General features: G+C 73.4%; 13 protein-coding genes. 6 read left to right on the top strand and 7 right to left on the bottom strand.

Features of this window, described 5'->3' with window-relative positions:
- Positions 1-646 precede the first annotated feature (646 nt).
- The 3 genes from G3I42_RS33460 (at position 647) to G3I42_RS33450 (ending at position 4,329) form a co-directional block, all read left to right on the top strand.
- Positions 647-1,222, top strand: coding sequence for a sigma-70 family RNA polymerase sigma factor (locus G3I42_RS33460; RefSeq protein ID WP_008747530.1), 576 nt, complete (start codon positions 647-649; stop codon positions 1,220-1,222).
- A 226-nt stretch (positions 1,223-1,448) separates the two neighbouring features.
- Positions 1,449-2,951: an IMP dehydrogenase gene (guaB, locus tag G3I42_RS33455; protein ID WP_164291426.1), complete on the top strand. Its 1,503-nt coding sequence runs from the start codon at positions 1,449-1,451 to the stop codon at positions 2,949-2,951.
- Positions 2,952-3,201: 250 nt separating this feature from the next.
- Positions 3,202-4,329: a GuaB3 family IMP dehydrogenase-related protein gene (locus G3I42_RS33450; protein ID WP_164291425.1), complete on the top strand. Its 1,128-nt coding sequence runs from the start codon at positions 3,202-3,204 to the stop codon at positions 4,327-4,329.
- Between the two features lie 110 nt (positions 4,330-4,439).
- Here G3I42_RS33450 and G3I42_RS38085 read toward each other — a convergent pair whose 3' ends face one another.
- The 7 genes from G3I42_RS38085 to G3I42_RS33415 form a co-directional block, all read right to left on the bottom strand.
- A complete protein-coding gene (locus G3I42_RS38085) occupies positions 4,440-5,210 on the bottom strand; it encodes a hypothetical protein (protein ID WP_239096849.1) in 771 nt (256 codons plus the stop codon).
- Positions 5,211-5,303: 93 nt separating this feature from the next.
- On the bottom strand, positions 5,304-6,191 hold the full coding sequence (locus G3I42_RS33440; RefSeq protein ID WP_164291424.1) for an STM4011 family radical SAM protein: 888 nt from the start codon (positions 6,189-6,191) through the stop codon (positions 5,304-5,306).
- A gap of 8 nt (positions 6,192-6,199) precedes the next feature.
- The gene (locus tag G3I42_RS33435; RefSeq protein ID WP_164291423.1) at positions 6,200-7,600 is read right to left on the bottom strand and encodes an STM4012 family radical SAM protein; all 1,401 of its coding nucleotides are present in this window, start codon (positions 7,598-7,600) and stop codon (positions 6,200-6,202) included.
- Entirely contained in the window at positions 7,597-8,445 is an 849-nt protein-coding gene (locus G3I42_RS33430) for an STM4013/SEN3800 family hydrolase (RefSeq protein ID WP_164291428.1), read from the bottom strand. Before G3I42_RS33430 ends, G3I42_RS33435 begins: the two co-directional genes overlap by 4 nt.
- A 225-nt stretch (positions 8,446-8,670) precedes the next feature.
- Positions 8,671-9,798, bottom strand: coding sequence for an STM4014 family protein (locus G3I42_RS33425; RefSeq protein ID WP_203607678.1), 1,128 nt, complete (start codon positions 9,796-9,798; stop codon positions 8,671-8,673).
- Between the two features lie 8 nt (positions 9,799-9,806).
- Positions 9,807-10,832, bottom strand: a complete 1,026-nt coding sequence (locus G3I42_RS33420; protein WP_203607676.1) for an STM4015 family protein — start codon at positions 10,830-10,832, stop codon at positions 9,807-9,809.
- A 358-nt stretch (positions 10,833-11,190) separates the two neighbouring features.
- Positions 11,191-12,456, bottom strand: coding sequence for a nucleotide sugar dehydrogenase (locus G3I42_RS33415; protein ID WP_164291421.1), 1,266 nt, complete (start codon positions 12,454-12,456; stop codon positions 11,191-11,193).
- Positions 12,457-12,656: 200 nt separating this feature from the next.
- Here G3I42_RS33415 and G3I42_RS33410 point away from each other — a divergent pair, with 200 nt between their 5' ends.
- The 3 genes from G3I42_RS33410 to G3I42_RS33400 all read left to right on the top strand — a co-directional run.
- Complete coding sequence (locus G3I42_RS33410; protein ID WP_164291420.1) at positions 12,657-14,366, top strand: glycerol-3-phosphate dehydrogenase/oxidase; 1,710 nt, start codon at positions 12,657-12,659, stop codon at positions 14,364-14,366.
- A gap of 141 nt (positions 14,367-14,507) precedes the next feature.
- A complete protein-coding gene (locus tag G3I42_RS33405; protein WP_164291419.1) occupies positions 14,508-16,355 on the top strand; it encodes a serine/threonine-protein kinase in 1,848 nt (615 codons plus the stop codon).
- A 282-nt stretch (positions 16,356-16,637) separates the two neighbouring features.
- The coding region (locus G3I42_RS33400) for a protein kinase (protein ID WP_164291427.1) at positions 16,638-17,421 on the top strand (784 nt) is incomplete at its 3' end.

Raw genomic sequence — 17,421 nt, 5'->3', positions numbered from 1 at the left:
GCCCGGGTGCGTACCGAGCGGGTGCCGTGCGGCGCGCGGATGCCCCGCCACGGACGGCCCCGCGCCGCCCGGTCCGGCCCGCCGGTGTTCCGGTGGGCGGGACCGTGCGGGGCTCGCTCGAACCCGTACCGGAACGGCCCGGGGGAGTCCGGGTGGTGTCGACGGCCACGTATCCCACCCGGGCGAAAGCCTGTGGCGGGCGGTGCCTCGCCCGGGCGGAAGCCCGTCGTGGGCGGCGCCTCACCAGCGCGAAAGCCCGTCGCGGGCCGGGCCCGGGGCCCGTATCGGAACCGTCCGGCAGCCTTCGCGCCGTGTCACCGGCTCCGGGCCGGGGCCGCGCGGAGCCGTGCGCGTGCCCCGTACCCGCCTTCGCCGCCGCACCGCGAGGGGTGGCCGTTCGTGTTCGGGTGGGGGCGGGGCGGCTGGGAAGCGGTCCCGAAGGGTACGAGGTTCCCGTACGGGTGCTCGCGCGGGCGGGCTGTGTCGGTTACCCGCGCGATGCCGCATCCTTGAGGATGTGGATTTCCACGGGGACGAGTCGGCCGATCCGGAGGGGAGGGCGCAGGGCATGAGTTCCGGCGCACCCACTCCCGAGGACGGGGAGGGCGCGGAGACCGCTCGGCGGGCCGCAGGGCACCATGGTCGGATGCGTGACGAGGAGACGACCGAGATCGGGGCTCTCGTCCACCGTGCCGTCGACGGCGAGCAGCAGGCCGTGCACGACCTGCTCGCCCGCGTCCATCCGCTCGCCATCCGCTACTGCCGCACGAGGCTGTCCCGGCTGCCCGGTGACGCCCGCCACTTCGTCGAGGACCTCGCGCAGGAGGTCTGCGTCGCCGTACTGCTCGCGCTGCCCCGTTACAAGGACACGGGCCGCCCCTTCGAGGCGTTCGTCTTCGCGATCGCGGGCCACAAGGTCGCCGACCTCCAGCGCGCCGCGATGCGCCACGGGTCCACGGCGGTGCCCTCGGACGAGATGCCGGAACGCCCCGACGACTCCCTCGGCCCCGAGGAACGCGCCCTCCTGAGCAGCGACGCGGCCTGGGCGAAGAAGCTCCTCGCGTCCCTCCCCGAGAACCAGCGCGAACTCCTCCTCCTCCGCATCGCCGTCGGCCTCACGGCGGAGGAGACGGGTCAGATGCTGGGCATGTCCCCGGGGGCGGTCCGCGTGGCCCAGCACAGGGCGCTGAGCAGACTGAGAGCGCTCGCGGAACAGCCGTGACCCTTTCCGCGTGTTCCGCGTGGGGAAGGTCTCAGCCGTTCCGGCCGGGGGCCGGAGGCCGGGCCGGGGGTGCGGGGAGCGGGGCCTGGGCTGAGCCCCGAAAGGGTCACCCCGGGCAGCGGAGCCCCCGAGGGTCACCCCGGGAACCGGCGAAAGGGGAATGAACCACCACCCGCTCCCGTTACCATGGACACCCGTAACGAGCAAGACCATTGGAGACCGTGTCATGGCCAACATCGACGGAGTACCCGAGAAATTCGCGACCCTCGGGCTGACCTACGACGATGTCCTGCTCCTGCCCGGCGTCTCCGACATGACCCCGGACGCGATCGACACCTCCACGCGTCTCTCGAAGAACGTGCGGCTGAACATCCCGCTCGTCTCCGCCGCCATGGACAAGGTCACCGAGGCCCGCATGGCGATCGCGATGGCCCGCCAGGGCGGCGTCGGCGTCCTGCACCGCAACCTCTCGATCGAGGACCAGGCCAACCAGGTCGACCTCGTCAAGCGCTCCGAGTCCGGCATGGTCACCGACCCGATCACGGTCAACCCGGACGCGACCCTCGAAGAGGCCGACGCGATCTGTGCGAAGTTCCGCATCAGCGGCGTCCCGGTCGTGGACGGCGCCGGCAAGCTCCTCGGCATCGTCACCAACCGCGACATGGCCTTCGAGACCGACCGCTCCCGCAAGGTGCGCGAGGTCATGACCCCGATGCCGCTCGTCACCGGCAAGGTCGGCATCTCCGGCGTCGACGCGATGGGCCTGCTGCGCCGCCACAAGATCGAGAAGCTGCCGCTCGTCGACGACGCGGGCGTCCTCAAGGGCCTGATCACGGTCAAGGACTTCGTGAAGGCCGAGAAGTACCCGAACGCCGCGAAGGACGCCGAGGGGCGCCTGCTCGTCGGTGCCGCCGTGGGCGTCGCGGGCGACGCCTTCGAGCGCGCGCAGGCGCTCGTCGCCGCCGGCGCGGACTTCATCATCGTCGACACCGCACACGGCCACTCCCGCCTCGTGGGCGACATGGTCGCAAAGATCAAGTCGAACGCGCCCGGCGTCGACGTCATCGGCGGCAACATCGCCACCCGCGAGGGCGCCCAGGCGCTCGTGGACGCGGGCGCGGACGGCATCAAGGTCGGCGTCGGCCCCGGCTCCATCTGTACGACGCGCGTCGTCGCGGGCGTCGGGGTCCCGCAGGTCACCGCGATCTACGAGGCTGCGCTCGCCGCGAAGGCGGCGGGCGTCCCGGTCATCGGCGACGGCGGCCTCCAGTACTCCGGCGACATCGCGAAGGCCCTCGTCGCGGGCGCCGACACGGTCATGCTCGGCTCGCTCCTCGCGGGCTGCGAGGAGTCCCCGGGTGAGCTGATGTTCATCAACGGCAAGCAGTTCAAGTCGTACCGGGGCATGGGCTCGCTCGGCGCCATGCAGACGCGCGGCGACCACAAGTCGTACTCGAAGGACCGCTACTTCCAGGAGGGCGTCGCCTCCGACGAGAAGCTCATCCCCGAGGGCATCGAGGGCCAGGTCCCCTACCGGGGCCCGCTCTCCGCCGTCGTCCACCAGCTCGTCGGCGGCCTGCGCCAGTCGATGTTCTACGTGGGCGGCACGACGATCCCCGAGACGCAGGACCGGGGCCGCTTCGTCCGCATCACCTCCGCCGGTCTCAAGGAGTCGCACCCCCACGACATCCAGATGACCGCCGAGGCCCCGAACTACAGCCGCCACTGAGCGGCACGCCGCCCTCCGGCCTTCGGGGGGCGGCACCGGCGCGCGTCGTGACGGCGCGGGTCCCGTTCGTGTACGGGCTCCGCGCCGTCGCCGCGCGTGCGCCGGGCCTCGCCGCTCCGGGCCTCGTGCCTCGTGTCCCGGGCGCCGGGCCCCGGGCAGGATGGGGCGCCGGACCCCCGGCAGGACCGGTGGGGACCGGTGCGGGGGATACTGGACCAGCAAGTACGACGGAGCGGGAAAGGCCAGCCAGGTGACTGAGATCGAGATCGGACGCGGCAAGCGCGGTCGGAGGGCGTACGCCTTCGACGACATCGCCGTCGTCCCGAGCCGCCGCACCCGCGACCCGAAGGAGGTCTCGATCGCGTGGCAGATCGACGCCTACCGCTTCGAACTGCCCTTCCTCGCGGCCCCCATGGACTCGATCGTCTCCCCGGCGACCGCGATCCGCATCGGTGAGCTGGGCGGCCTCGGCGTCCTCAACCTCGAAGGACTGTGGACCCGCTACGAGGACCCGCAGCCCCTCCTCGACGAGATCGCCGAGCTGGACGCGGCCACCGCGAACAAGCGGCTCCAGGAGATCTACGCCGCGCCGATCAGGGAAGAGCTGATCGGGCAGCGCATCAAGGAGGTGCGCGACTCCGGTGTCGTCACCGCCGCCGCGCTCTCCCCGCAGCGCACCGCCCAGTTCTCCAAGGCGGTCGTCGACGCGGGCGTCGACATCTTCGTGATCCGGGGCACGACGGTCTCCGCCGAGCACGTCTCCTCGGCCGCCGAACCGCTCAACCTCAAGCAGTTCATCTACGAACTGGACGTCCCCGTCATCGTCGGCGGCTGCGCGACCTACACGGCCGCGCTCCACCTCATGCGCACCGGCGCGGCCGGTGTCCTCGTCGGCTTCGGCGGCGGCGCCGCGCACACCACGCGCAACGTCCTCGGCATCCAGGTCCCGATGGCCACCGCCGTCGCCGACGTCGCCGCCGCGCGCCGCGACTACATGGACGAGTCCGGCGGCCGGTACGTGCACGTCATCGCCGATGGCGGCGTCGGCTGGTCCGGCGACCTCCCGAAGGCCATCGCCTGCGGCGCCGACTCGGTCATGATCGGCTCCCCGCTCGCCCGCGCCACGGACGCCCCCGGCCAGGGCCACCACTGGGGCATGGAGGCCGTCCACGAGGACGTGCCGCGCGGCAAGAAGGTCGACCTCGGCACGGTCGGCACGACCGAGGAGATCCTCCTCGGCCCCTCGCACACCCCGGACGGCTCGATGAACATCTTCGGCGCCCTGCGCCGCGCGATGGCCACGACCGGCTACAGCGAACTGAAGGAGTTCCAGCGCGTCGAGGTCACGGTCGCCCCCTCCCGCCACGACCAGCGCTGACCCACCACGCCCAAGCCGGCTCCCCGTGCCCCCTCCGCCTCGTGCGCGAGGGGGCACGGGCATGTGGGGGGCGTGAGGCCGGGGACGGGCCGGGCTGGGAGCAGAGTCCTTCAGCCTCGTACGGAAGCCTTCTTCGTCGCGGAGAACGCGGCACCGGCGGCTATCAGGAAGAACACCGCCGAGAGGAAGTCCGCGTCCGCGCTCCACGCGTCCCGCAGGACGTCCAAGTGCTCGGTGAGCAGCGTCCACGTGCTCAGCGGGAGCTGCTTCGAGCCCAGCACGGCCTCGCCGACGAGCTGTCCCGCGTACACGGCGCCGAGCGAGAACAGCGCGGCGACGACGGGCAGGACCGGCGAACGGCCGCCGAAGCGGCCGGCCGCGAGGCCCACGAGGAGCCCCACGCCGATCGCCGCGTACCCCACCTGTCGCTCGATGGTGCCGATGAGCCAGCCGTAGATACCGGCGGTCACCAGAGCCACGACGAGCGCGGCCACGATCCCGGCGACGAGCCGCCCCGCGCCCTCGGGTACGGCGGAGCCGAGCTGAGGGGGCCCGCCGAACCGACCGGGGCCGAACTGACCGGGACCGAACTGCTTGGTGGCACCGTCTTCGGGCACGGGCGGGGTGGCGGGGGCGCCGAACTGCCCGGGGGGTGCCGTGGGCGGCGCGGTGGGTGCGGTGGGCGCTCCGGGGGTGGTGGCGGTGCTCGGGGTGGCGCCGGACTGTCCGGCCGGGGGCGGGCCGAAGCCCTGGGGCGGGCCGAAGCCCTGGGGCGGGCCGAAGCCCGGCGGGGTGGGCGGCGCGTCCTGTGGACCGGGCTTCGGGGCCTGGGAGTTCGGGGTCTGTCCGGGGCTGCCGGACGGCGGCTGGGGCTGGGTCATGGAGGTCCCCCCTCGGGACGAATGCCGCCCGGTGGTCGCACCGGGCACGTCAGGTGACGGCGCACAGTAGCAGCGGAGTCGACGAGCGGACGGTCACCTCACGGCAGGCCCCGCTCCCCGCACCGTCAACTCACCGACCGGCAAGGCTGGTACGCGTTCGAGCACCCCGCCGGCGAAGACGTCGTACAGCGGCAGCGACTCCAGGTGCACATACCCGATGTGGCAGTCACAGGCCGCGAGCGGGCAGGCCCTCGGCCGCAACGCGGCGCGGTACGAACCGTCGTACAGATTCCCCAGCGGCTCGGGCACGAAGTGGCAGCGGCGCACCGTGCCCTCGCCGTCGACGGAGAGGACGGATTCTCCGGTGCGGCAGGGCAGGCCCGCGCTGCGGTGCGGATGGCGGCTGTACGGGAAGAGCGGGTCGAGCGCCGCCCACTCGTCGGCCTCGGCGTCGGTGTACGTACGGCCCTCGGCGGCGTTGACCCACAGGTAGACGTGCTCCGGCAGGTCCGCCCGCAGCCGCCGCGCCGCGCCGAGGTGCTCGGGCAGTCCCACGATCCCGACGCTGTACCGCACCGAACGCGCGCTCAGGTCCTGGCACTTGACGAGGAAGCGGTCGTACGGGGTCTGCCCCGGGTGGTAGGTGCACCACAGCGCGAGCGTGTCCGGGTCCGCCGCCGAGGTCCATTCGGTGCGGCAGCTCAGGTTGGTCTGGATCGCGACGCGCGCCACGTGCGGCAGGTGGGAGAGCGCGGTGAGCGTGTCGCGGTACCAGGAGCGCACGAGCCCTTCGCCCCACGGTGTGAACAGGACCGAGATCCGGTCCTCGCGCTGTTCGGCCACCCACGTCGCGAACCGCTCCAACGCCGCCCGGTCGGCGCGCAGTTGCTCGCGGCTGTCGCGCCGCTTCGCGAAGGGGCAGTAGGGGCAGTCGTAGTCGCAGGAGGCGAGCGGGCCCCGGTAGAGCAGGGTCAGGTCCATGCGGGGACTCACCTTCCCTCGTACGCGGCCATCGCGGCCCGTACCGCCGGGGAGAACAGCCGGGGCCCGACCGCGTCCGAGTGCGCGAGGCCGTCGGGGGTCAGGCGGAGCATGTCCGGCTCCCCTTCGTCCAGCCAGCCCTTCGACGCGAAGGCGCTCAGCTCGTCCGGGTAGTCCTCGGCCGGGTCGGTGCCGAAGCGCGCGCGGTACGCGGCGCGGTCCAGTCCCGCCGCTTGGAGGAGCGACTGGAGCAGATGGCGGCGGCGTCGCTCGTCCGCGTCGATGACTCTCCCGTACTCGGCACGCGAGAAGTCGGCCGTTCCCGTGTACGTGTCGACGAGCGCGCGGACCTCGTGCGCGCCGACCGCGTAGTCGAAGGAATAGTGCAGATCACGGGTGTAGGAACGGGCTCCGCAGCCGAGGCCCGTCATGCCGTCGGTCTGGCACGCGTAGTCCTCGGGCCCCTCGGCGGGCGCGTCGGGGCGGCGGAAGGAACGCATGGAGCCCTGCGTGTACCCGTGCGCGAGGAGGTGGTCGCGACCGGCACGGTAGAGCCGCAGCCGGCGCGCGTCCCACTCGGGGTCGGGGCCCTCGGGCGCGCGACGGCCGAGACCCGTGAGCGGTCGCACGTACAGCGGATACAGGTACAGCTCCTCGGGGCGCCAGGCGAGCGCCGCGTCGAGCGAACGCAGCCAACTCGCCTCCGTCTGACCGTCGATGCCGTAGATGAGGTCGATGTTGAGGACCGGGAAGCCCGCCGCGCGGGCGTGCCCGAGCGCCGCTTCCACATCGGCGCGCCGTTGTGGCCGCACCGCCGCGCGGGCCTCCGCCTCGTCGAAGCTCTGCACGCCGATGCTGAGCCGCGTCGTGCCGCGCGCGGCGAGCACGGCGAGCCGGTCCGGGGTCGCCGTGGCGGGCGAGGTCTCGACCGAGAGCGGTATCGCGCCGAGCCGCGCGCCCATGCGGTGCTCTGCGATGTCGCACAGCCGCTCCAGCTCGGCGGCGGTCAGGAACGTCGGCGTTCCGCCCCCGAACGCGGCCGTCGCGTACCGTACGCGCTCCGCCTCGCCCAGCGCCTCGCGCACCGCGCGCGCCTGCCGCTCCAGCGCGTCGAGGTACGCGGCCGTCAGCCCCTCGGGCGCCCCGACCCGAGTGAAGAGATTGCAGAAGCCGCAGCGCACCTCGCAGAAGGGGATGTGCAGGTAGAGCGAGAGCGCGTCTTTCGGCTCGGTGGCCCACAGTCCCGCGAGCGCCGGTCGTTCGGCGAGCCGGCGGTAGGCGGTTTTATGGGGGTAGGCGTAGACGTAACTCTCGTACGGCGTAGGGGTGTTCGTGCTGGCAGGGGTGAGGGTTGGCGCGGGGACGGGGGCGGGGCTGGGGCTGGGGCTGGGGATCGGGGTGAGGCTCACGTGGCGGCTCCGGGGTCGGTGGTGTCTCCGGTGTCGGGGGTGTTTCCGGCATCGATGACGAAGTGGGCGTAGGGCACGGTCCACACCGCGGGGTGGCTCAGGCGGTGCCCGGTGTACCCGTCCTCGCCGTAGGTCGTGCCGTGGTCGGAGCAGACGATCGCGAAGCAGGGGCGGCGGCTGCTCGCGGCGGCGAGAAGCCGGCCCATGTGCCGGTCGACGTACTCCAGCGCCGCCGCGTGGGACTCCCGCGTGTCCCCGTGTGCGGCGTCGGCACCCGGCAGGTGGTGCCAGTTGGGCTGGTGGAGGGCGGAGACGTTCACGAAGAGGAAGAGCGTCCGCTCGTGCGGCAGCCGGGCGACGATCTCCTCCGCCTTCGCGACCTGTGCCTCGAAGCTCGTCGGCGAGGTCACCCCGAAGCCGGGTTCCCAGTGCGCCATCGCGAAGAGCGAGGGCAGTACGGAGCCGAGCGCGGCCCGCTGGTTGAAGAAGCCGACCCCGCCGAGACACACCGTGTGGTACCCGGCGTCCGCCAGCCCGGTGACGAGGTCCGGGGCGTCGAACACCCACGTGCGCGGCACGGTTGTCTCGCTCCCGCCGAAACGCGCGGCGAAGAGCCTCGGGTGCGGCCCGGGGCGCGCGGGCGTCGGCAGGAACCCGGCGAAGATCGCCTGGTGCGAGGCGTACGTGAAACTCCCCGGCGCGTGCCGCTCCTCCCATCGCCCACCGGGCAGGTGCCGCGCGAGGTGCGGGATGCGCCCGGCGGCGGCGAGTTCGGCGGCGACGTCGTACCGGAGGGTGTCGAGCGTGACAAGGAGGATGTCGTGCGTGCCGACGATCTCGTTCATGTCGAGGTCGGCCGATACGGGGGCGGGGGGCTGTGCCTCGGTGGGGCGGGGCCCCGCGGCGGCGCGGGCATCTTCGACGGGGCGGGGTGCGCTGGTCATGTGCGGTGCTCTCGTGGCGTCTTTCGGTGCGGGTGCGGGTGCGGGTGCGGGTGCGGGTGCGGGGCGCCGGGCGCGGGGCGCGGGGCGTGCGGGCGGGAGCCTGGGGCGTGCGGCGGGGGGCGTCGCTCAGGGGTGTGGGACGGGGGCCGATGGGGCGCGGGTGAAGGCGGGCAGGGCCGCGAGTTGGGTGCCGTACGTGTCGAGTCCTTCGGCGCCGCTGCCCGGTAGTCCGGTGAGGCCGGGGAGGAGGTCGCCGAAGGCGTTGACCTCGCCGACCGCGACCCGCGACCAGTCACGGGCGGGCAGCAGGTCGACGCCGACGCACAGGGTGCCGGGGAAGCAGGCAGCCGCGCGTTCGCACACCTCCAGTGCTGCCGCCCAACCGAGCCCAGCCGCGTCGAAGGCGTTCCGTGCCGCTTCGAGGTCACCGCGCCGGCCGCCGAGGTGGAGATTGGTGAGCGGACTCCCAGCGGTCCGTACGACGGCGTGCGTGGCGCGCCCGGCGACGACGAGGACCCGCAGGTCGGCGCTGCGGCCCGCTTGCCCGGCCTTGGGCCACCACCGCTCCAGGTGCAGGCCCTCGGGCGCGAGCCGGTCGACGAGTGCGGCGATCTCCGTCTCGCTCCGCAGGGTGCGGGGGCGCAGCGAATTGTGCAGTTCGCCGTCGGGTGCCGTCTCCACGGGGGTGACGGCGCGGAACCGGCCAGGGCCCGCCGAGTCGATCGCGAGCACGCCGGAGGCGGAGGAGCCGTGCGCGGGCTTCACGAAGAGCCGGTGCAGTCCCCGCCCCGCCATGAGTGCCCGTACATCGTCCCAGCCGCGTACCCGCGCGGCGCCGCCCGAGGTCGGGGAGTACGGGACGGGCACGCCCGCCGCGTGCAGGCGGGCGTGGCAGCGGCGTTTGTCGAAGAGGACGGCGAGTTCCCCCGGATCGTCGAGGCGTCGGCCGCCGCGCAGGCTCGCGACGGCGTCGAGCAGCCCCGCGTACCACCGTGCCGTACCGCCGACCCTGGTCGCCGCCCCGTGCCCGCGCAGCAGCGTGTCCACCTCGGCGTTCTCACCGGGCGAGTCGAGCCGTACGACCTCGTCGGGAGCGAATTCGGCCCCGCCCTCGGTGAGGACGCGCAGCCAGGGCACGACGCGGGGTGCGGGCAGCCCTGCCCGGCGTGCTGCCTCCGTGAAGAGGCGTACGCGCCGGTTCTCCGGGTTCCCGACGACCGCGAGCGGCGGCGGCGCGGTCCGTACGGCTGTCATCGCGCTGGTCACTCGCCCACGGAGACGAAGCGGTGCGTGGTGTCGCCGTCGTCCCAGGACTCGGCGTCCGCTTCGTCGAGGTCGAGCGCGACTCCGGCCGGTTCCAGAGCGGTGCGCAGCCGTTCGCGGACCTCGTCGGTCAGGAAGTTGTAGTGCAGGTCCAGGCTCCGGAGGTGCGTGAGGCGTGGCGCGGCGGCGAGGAGGGCCTCGGCGCCCCGGTCGCTGAGGACGCCCAGCGAGAGGTCGAGGCTGTCGAGCCGGGCGACCACGGGCGCGGTGGCGACCGCTTCGGCGACGAGGTCCTGGTCCTCGCTGTCGAGGAGTCCGAGGTGGGTGAGGGCGGGGAGGCGTTCTCCGGCGAGCAGGGGTGCGAGGTCGGCGATGGTGCTGTCGCCGCCGTACTCGTCGGTGCCGAGCCAGAGTTCGAGGTGGGTGAGGGCGGGGAAGTCGCTCGCGCCGACGCTCCGTACGACGGCTGCGGGCAGTCCGCCGGTCTCGATGGTGAGCTTGCGCAGCTTCTCGTGCCGTACCGGGGAGAGGGCGAGGGCTGAACCGCCCCGTATGCCCAGCTCCTCCAACCGCGGGAAATCAGTGAAGAGAGCGGTGACGTCCGATTGCTGGATCCAGGAGATCTCGGCGTCCTCGGACGTCATGTCGCCGAGGAAGAGGGCGCGCAGGGCGGGCAGTTCCGCGCGGTGCTCAAGGAGCTTTTCGAGGACCGGCGCCGAGCTGGACTCGTACGCCTCGCCCCACGACCCGACGACGAGCGCGCGCACCTCGGACAGGTCGACGTGCGAGCGGAAGCGGTCGAAACACTCGGTCCAGGTCTCGACGGCCTCCCAGGGCTGCACGGCGAGCGACCACGCCACCGACTCTGCCGCCGGCAGCTCACGCAGCGCCTTTTCGGCCGGGTTCCCGGACGCTTCCCTAAGCCGCTTCTGCTCTGGCGTCAGCTCCTCCTCGGGGGGCGTGGGCGCGGGAAAGTGGTGCACGGGAAGGCCGTGGAAGGTCGTGAGGTACTCGTGGATCGACATGGGGCTTGCTCCGGGATCGGGCGGGGCGTGGACAGGGCTCTGGCAAGGCGACGACCTGCTCGGACACGAGTGCGAGGTCGTAGGTCCAGTTCTACCAACGCCCTGTGACACCAAGCGCCTTCGGCGGCACATCTGTGGATAACTCCGCCAAACCCAAAATTCCCCTCACTCCTTGGAATGAGGGGAATTTCGACTTCTCCGAAGTTATCCACAGATGTGCCGAGGCGGACCGGCGGTCGGCTTGCGGGCTGCCAGACTGGAAATGGGAAGGCCCCCCAGGGCGGGTGGGGAATGTCCCGGGGGGAGGGAACACACCGCCCAACCCAACCCACCCCACCCCACCCCACCCCCCACCCCCCTACAACCGATACGCCGCCCCCGCCGGCGTAGCCCCCCTGGTGTCCAGCAGCAGTTGCGCCTTCACCGCGAGCCCCTGCAAGTCGTACGTCCTGTGGTGTTGCAGCAGCAGCGTCAGGTCCGCCGCCGCCGTCGCCTCGTAGAGGGTGTCGGCGCGGGGGACCGGGTGGCCGAGGACGCGCCAGTGAGGGACGTGGGGGTCGTGGTAGCTGATGGTGGCGCCCATGCCGGTGAGGCGGGTGGCGATCTCCTCGGCCGGGGAGCCCTCCTGGTCGGCCACGTCCGGCTTGTAGGTGATGCCGAGGAGCAGGACGCGGGCGCCGCGTACCGATTTGCCGTGCTCGTTGAGGAGCGTCGCGGCGCGCTGGATGACGTACGCGGGCATCCGCTGGTTGACCTCGCGGGCGAGGCCGACGAGGCGCAGGGGGTGGCCGGGGGTGCGGTGCGGGTGGGGGAGGTGCTCGGGGTCGGGAGGGAGGCCGTGGCCGCCGACGCCCGGGCCCGGGCGGAACGCCTGGAAGCCGTACGGCTTCGTCTCGGCGCAGCGGATGACGTCCCACAGGTCGACGCCCAGGTCGTGGCAGAGGACCGCCATCTCGTTGACGAGGGCGATGTTGACGTGGCGGTAGCTCGTCTCCAGGAGGTGGACGGTCTCCGCCTCGCGGAGGCCCCTGGCCCGTACCACCTTGTCCGTGAGCCGCCCGTAGAAGGCCGCCGCCGACTCCGTGCAGGCCGGGGTCAGCCCGCCGATCACCTTGGGGGTCGCGTGGTAGGGGTACGCCCGGTTGCCCGGGTCCAGGCGGGCCGGGGAGTAGGCGAGGTGGAAGTCGCGGCCCGCGCGCAGGCCCGAGCCCTGTTCCAGGATCGGGCGGAGCAGATCCTCGGTCGCGCCGGGGTGGACGGGGGACTCCAGGATGACCGTCGTGTGCGGGCGCAGGCGCGCCGCGAGGGTGCGGGCGGCGGTGACCACGCCGCTCAGGTCGGGGGACCGGTCGCCCGCCGGGTTCGTCGGGGCGCAGATGACGGCGGTACGGACCCGGCCGAGTTCGGCGGGGTCGGCGCTCGCGCGGAAGCCGCCCGCGAGCATCCGGCGCAGTTCGGAGGCGCTCAGCGCCGCCTCGCTGCCCCGCGGCGGTCTGCCGAGCGCGAGTTCGCGCACCCTCGCCTGCTCGTCGTGGCCGACGGTGGCGATGCCCGCGGCGACGGCCGCGCGGGCGAGCGGGAGGCCGAGAGGGCCGAGGCCGACCACGGCGAGGTCTGCGGGCATGGGGGTGGGTCCTTCCTGGCGAGCGCACTGTCAGACTACGAGTAAATATGACCGTTATGTGGTATTGGCACGGTGATTCTCCGGCGTGTACGCGGGGCCAGGGCCGCCCGGCCGGGTAGACGCCTGGCGACACCGGAGCGAGGCACTCCACCCGGCCCAGCCCATCCCGACCCCAGCCCCACACCACCCAGGAGGCAGCAGTGAGGACAGCGACACTCGGCCCGGAGCAGCGCGCGCGAGCGCTCGCGGACATGGCGGAACGCGAACTCGACGTGCTCGTGGTCGGAGGCGGCGTGGTCGGTGCGGGCACTGCGCTCGACGCCGTCACCCGGGGCCTCGCCACCGGCATCGTCGAGGCCCGCGACTGGGCCTCGGGGACGTCGAGCCGCTCCAGCAAGCTCATCCACGGCGGGCTGCGCTACCTGGAGATGCTCGACTTCGCGCTCGTGCGCGAGGCGCTCAAGGAACGCGGCCTGCTCCTCGAACGCCTCGCCCCGCACCTTGTCAAACCCGTCCCGTTCCTCTACCCCCTCCAGCACCGCGTCTGGGAACGCGCCTACGCGGGCAGCGGGGTCGCCCTCTACGACGCGATGTCCCTCGCCCGCGGTCACGGCCGCGGCCTGCCGGGCCACCGCCACCTCGGCCGCCGCCACGCTCTGCGCGTCGCCCCCTGCCTGCGCAAGGACGCCCTCACCGGCGCCCTCCAGTACTACGACGCGCAGGTCGACGACGCCCGCTACGTCATGACCCTCGTCCGCACCGCCGTCGACTACGGCGCCACGGCCGCCAACCGCGCCCGCGTCACCGGCTTCCTCCGCGAGGGCGAACGCGTCGTCGGCGCGACGGTCGAGGACGTCGAGGCGGGCGGTACGTACGAGATCCGCGCCAAGCAGGTCGTCAACGCGAGCGGCGTGTGGACCGACGACACGCAGGGGCTCGTCGGCGAGCGCGGCCAGTTCCACGTCCGCGCCTCCAAGGGCATCCACCTCGTCGTCCCGCGCGACCGCATCAACTCCAGTACGGGCCTCATCCTCCGCACCGAGAAGAGCGTCCTCTTCGTCATCCCCTGGGGCAGGCACTGGATCGTCGGCACGACCGACACCGACTGGGACCTCGACAAGGCGCACCCCGCCGCGTCCAGCGCCGACATCGACTACCTCCTCGACCACGTCAACTCCGTCCTCGCCGTCCCCCTCACGCGTGACGACGTCCAGGGCGTGTACGCGGGGCTGCGCCCGCTGCTCGCCGGGGAGTCCGACGCGACGAGCAAGCTCTCGCGCGAGCACACCGTGGCCCACCCGGTGCCCGGGCTCGTCGTCGTCGCGGGCGGCAAGTACACGACGTACCGCGTCATGGCGAAGGACGCCGTGGACGAGGCGGTGCACGGCCTCGACCAGCGCGTCGCCGAGTGCGTCACCGAGGAGACGCCGCTGCTCGGCGCGGAGGGCTACCCGGCGCTGTGGAACGCGCGCGCCCGCACTGCCGCACGCTCCGGCCTGCACGTCGTACGCGTCGAGCACCTCCTCAACCGGTACGGGTCGCTCGCCGACGAGGTCCTCGACCTCGTCGCCGCGGACCCGGGTCTCGGGCGTCCGCTCACCGGCGCCGAGGACTACCTGCGCGCCGAGGTCGTCTACGCCGCCTCGCACGAGGGCGCGCGCCACCTCGACGACGTCCTCACCCGCCGTACCCGCATCTCCATCGAGACCTTCGACCGCGGCACCCGCAGCGCCCGCGAGGCCGCCGAGCTCATGGCGCCCGTGCTCGGCTGGGACGCGGCGCAGGTGGACCGCGAGGTCGAGCACTACGAGAAGCGCGTCGAGGCCGAGCGCGAGTCCCAGCGCCAGCCCGACGACCTCACCGCCGACGCCGCCCGCCTCGGGGCCCCGGACATCGTCCCGCTCGCCTGACGGCCCGTCGTCCGCCCGCCCGCTCGCGGACCGCCCGGGCGCCCTGGCCGAGGACCGCCCCCGCCGCCACCCCAGGGCGCCGGGCGGTTCCGGCGTGGGTGACAATGGATGCTCTGTCAGGGCGGGTTGCAGAGGGGACGCATGTCGGAATCGGAGCAGGCGCGCGCATCCCAGGGACGTCTCCTCGCGGGGCGGTACCGCCTCGCGGAGGTCCTCGGGCGCGGCGGCATGGGGACGGTGTGGCGGGCCACCGACGAGACCCTGGGGCGGACCGTCGCGGTCAAGGAACTGCGTTTTCCGAACAGCATCGACGAGGACGAGAAGCGCCGGCTGATCACCCGTACGCTGCGCGAGGCCAAGGCCATCGCCCGGATTCGCAACAACGGCGCGGTCACCGTCTTCGACGTCGTCGACGAGGACGACCGGCCGTGGATCGTCATGGAGCTCATCGAGGGCAAGTCCCTCGCCGAGGTCGTGCGCGAGGACGGGCTCCTCGGCCCGCGCCGCGCGGCCGAGGTCGGGCTCGCGGTGCTCGACGTGCTGCGCGACGCGCACCGCGAGGGCATCCTGCACCGCGACGTGAAACCGTCCAACGTGCTCATCGCGGGCGAGGACGGCCGCGTCGTCCTCACCGACTTCGGTATCGCGCAGGTCGAGGGCGACCCCTCCGTGACGTCGACGGGCATGCTCGTCGGCGCTCCCTCGTACATCTCGCCCGAGCGCGCCCGCGGCCACAAGCCGGGCCCCGCCGCCGACCTGTGGTCGCTCGGCGGGCTGCTCTACGCCGCCGTCGAGGGCGTCCCGCCGTACGACAAGGGCTCCGCGATCGCGACCCTCACCGCCGTCATGACCGAGCAGGTCGAGCCGCCCGCGCACGCCGGGCCGCTCACGCCCGTCATCCTCGGCCTGCTCGTCAAGGACCCCGCCCAGCGCCTCGACGACGCCCGCGCCCGCGCGATGCTCCAGGAGGTCATCGCCGCACCCGAGGCGAAGCCGGTCGACGCGACCCGCGTCGTCCCGCTCCCGCCCGCCCCGGCCGAGGACAAGGCGCAGACGACCGGCTGGTCGACCCCGCGCACCGGCGGTTTCGCCCGCTCCTCCCGTACGGGGAGCCCGGCGGCCGGCGCCACGCGCACGGGCGGCGGTACGACGGGCACGCCCGCGGCCGGCACCCCCTCGGCTCCCGTCCCCGCCCGTTCCCGCGCCTCGCTCACCGACGTCGTCCCGCGCCGCACCCTCGTCGTCATCGCGGCGGTCGTCGTCCTGGCCGTCATAGCGACCGTCGTGTTCCTCGTCGCCAACGGTGGCGGTGACGAGGACAAGCAGGGCGCCAAGGCCGCCACGACTCCCTCGGCCTCCGCGGCGGGTTCCTCCCACACCCACGGCGACGGCGGCAAGGAGGAGAGCCCGCGCACCTCCCCCTCCGCCGAGGACTCCGCCACCTCGCCGAAGGGCGACGAGAGCGAGGACGAGGGCAAGCAGGAGGAGGGGAAGGACGACAAGGACAAGCAAGGGGAGAAGGACAAGGGGAAGGACGAGGACAAGGGCGGCGCTCCGCTCGACACCACGACCCACCAGGACCCCAGCGGCTTCTCCATAGGACTGCCCGACGGGTGGAAGCGCGTCTCCTCCGGTGCCGCCGGGGTGCGATTCGCCGGGCCCGCCGGGCAGAAGCTCCTCATCGGCACGACCACGACGCCGAAGAACGACGCCGTCGCCGACTGGCAGCGGCAGGAGCGGAGCATGGTCCGCCCGAACTACCACCGCGTCGCGATCAAGCACGTCGACTACCGGGGCTGGGAGACCGCCGACTGGGAGTTCACGTACACCGACGGCGGCACGCGGATGCACAGCGTCGACCGGGGCACGGTCGTCAACTCCCACCGCGGCTACGGGATCATGTTCACGACCAGGGACGCCGACTGGAACGGCAAGCGTGCCCGCCAGACCTGGCAGACCTTCACGGAGACGTTCAAGCCGGCGTCCTGAGGCGGGTGACGGCGGGGGCCCGCCCCCATGCGCTCCCCCGCGACCTCCCGTGCCGCGTTCCGAGGGTTGAGCGGCCCCCGGGCCGGGCACGAACGAGATCAGGGTCCCCCGGCCGTCACCGGAGCCCCCCACGTACCGGTGGCAGGTGGCCGGGAGGAGCTGCGGCGAACTCGCCCAACTCCCCCGGAAAACCCGGCCTCGGCACGTATCGTGAAAGAACGGGGACCGTACCGGACGGCTCGGGACCCGAAACGGACACAGGTGATCACGGTGGGGGGCGTTGTGGACGACTACGCGGGGCGTGTGCTCGCCGACCGCTACCGGTTACCGCTGGACGCCTCCGCCGAGGAGGGCGCGGGCCCGGCCGCCGCGGGGCGAGCCTTCGACACGTACAGCGGCCAGGAGGTCCGCCTCCAGCGCATACCGCTGCCGGACATCGTCGAGGGCGAACTCCCCGGCGAGGGCCCGGCCCCGGGCACCGGTGATCCCTCCGGCGATCCCCTCGTGCGCCGCGCGCTCGACGCCGCGCGCGCCGCCGCGCAGGTCCCCGACCACCCGCGCCTCGACCAGGTCTTCGACGTCTTCGCCGAGGGCGACGCGCTGTGGATCGTCAGCGAGTACGTGCCCGGGCGGACCCTCGGCAGCCTCCTCGCCGAACGCCCCCTCAACCCCTACCGCGCCGCCGAGGTCGCCGCCGACGTCCTCACCGCGCTGCGCGCCCTGCACGCGGGCGGCTGGGTCCACCGCAACATCACCGAGCACACCGTCCTCCTCGCCGAGGACGGCCGCGTCGTCCTCGCGGGCCTCGCGGCCGGCGCCGCCCAAGAGGCCCTGTGCGGCTACGACCCCGTCCCCCCGCGCTCCGCCGTCGAGGACGGCGCGGGCCCCGAGGGCCCCCGGCCCCGCGGTGTCATAGACGCCTCGCCGTACGGCGGCGGCTGGGGGAGCGGGACCGGAGCGACCGGCCAGGGTCGCCCTGGCGGCCCCGCGGCAGCAGGCTCCGGCGGCTTTACGAATACGGGGCCCGGCGCCGTACCGCCCTCCCCCCGGCCCGGGGGCGCCGTAC

The organism is Streptomyces sp. SID11385, assembly GCF_010548245.1.
In the GTDB taxonomy this organism is placed as follows: Bacteria; Actinomycetota; Actinomycetes; order Streptomycetales; family Streptomycetaceae; genus Streptomyces.
Note: the sequence above shows the minus strand (reverse complement) of the source record. Positions and strands in the feature narration are given on the sequence as shown.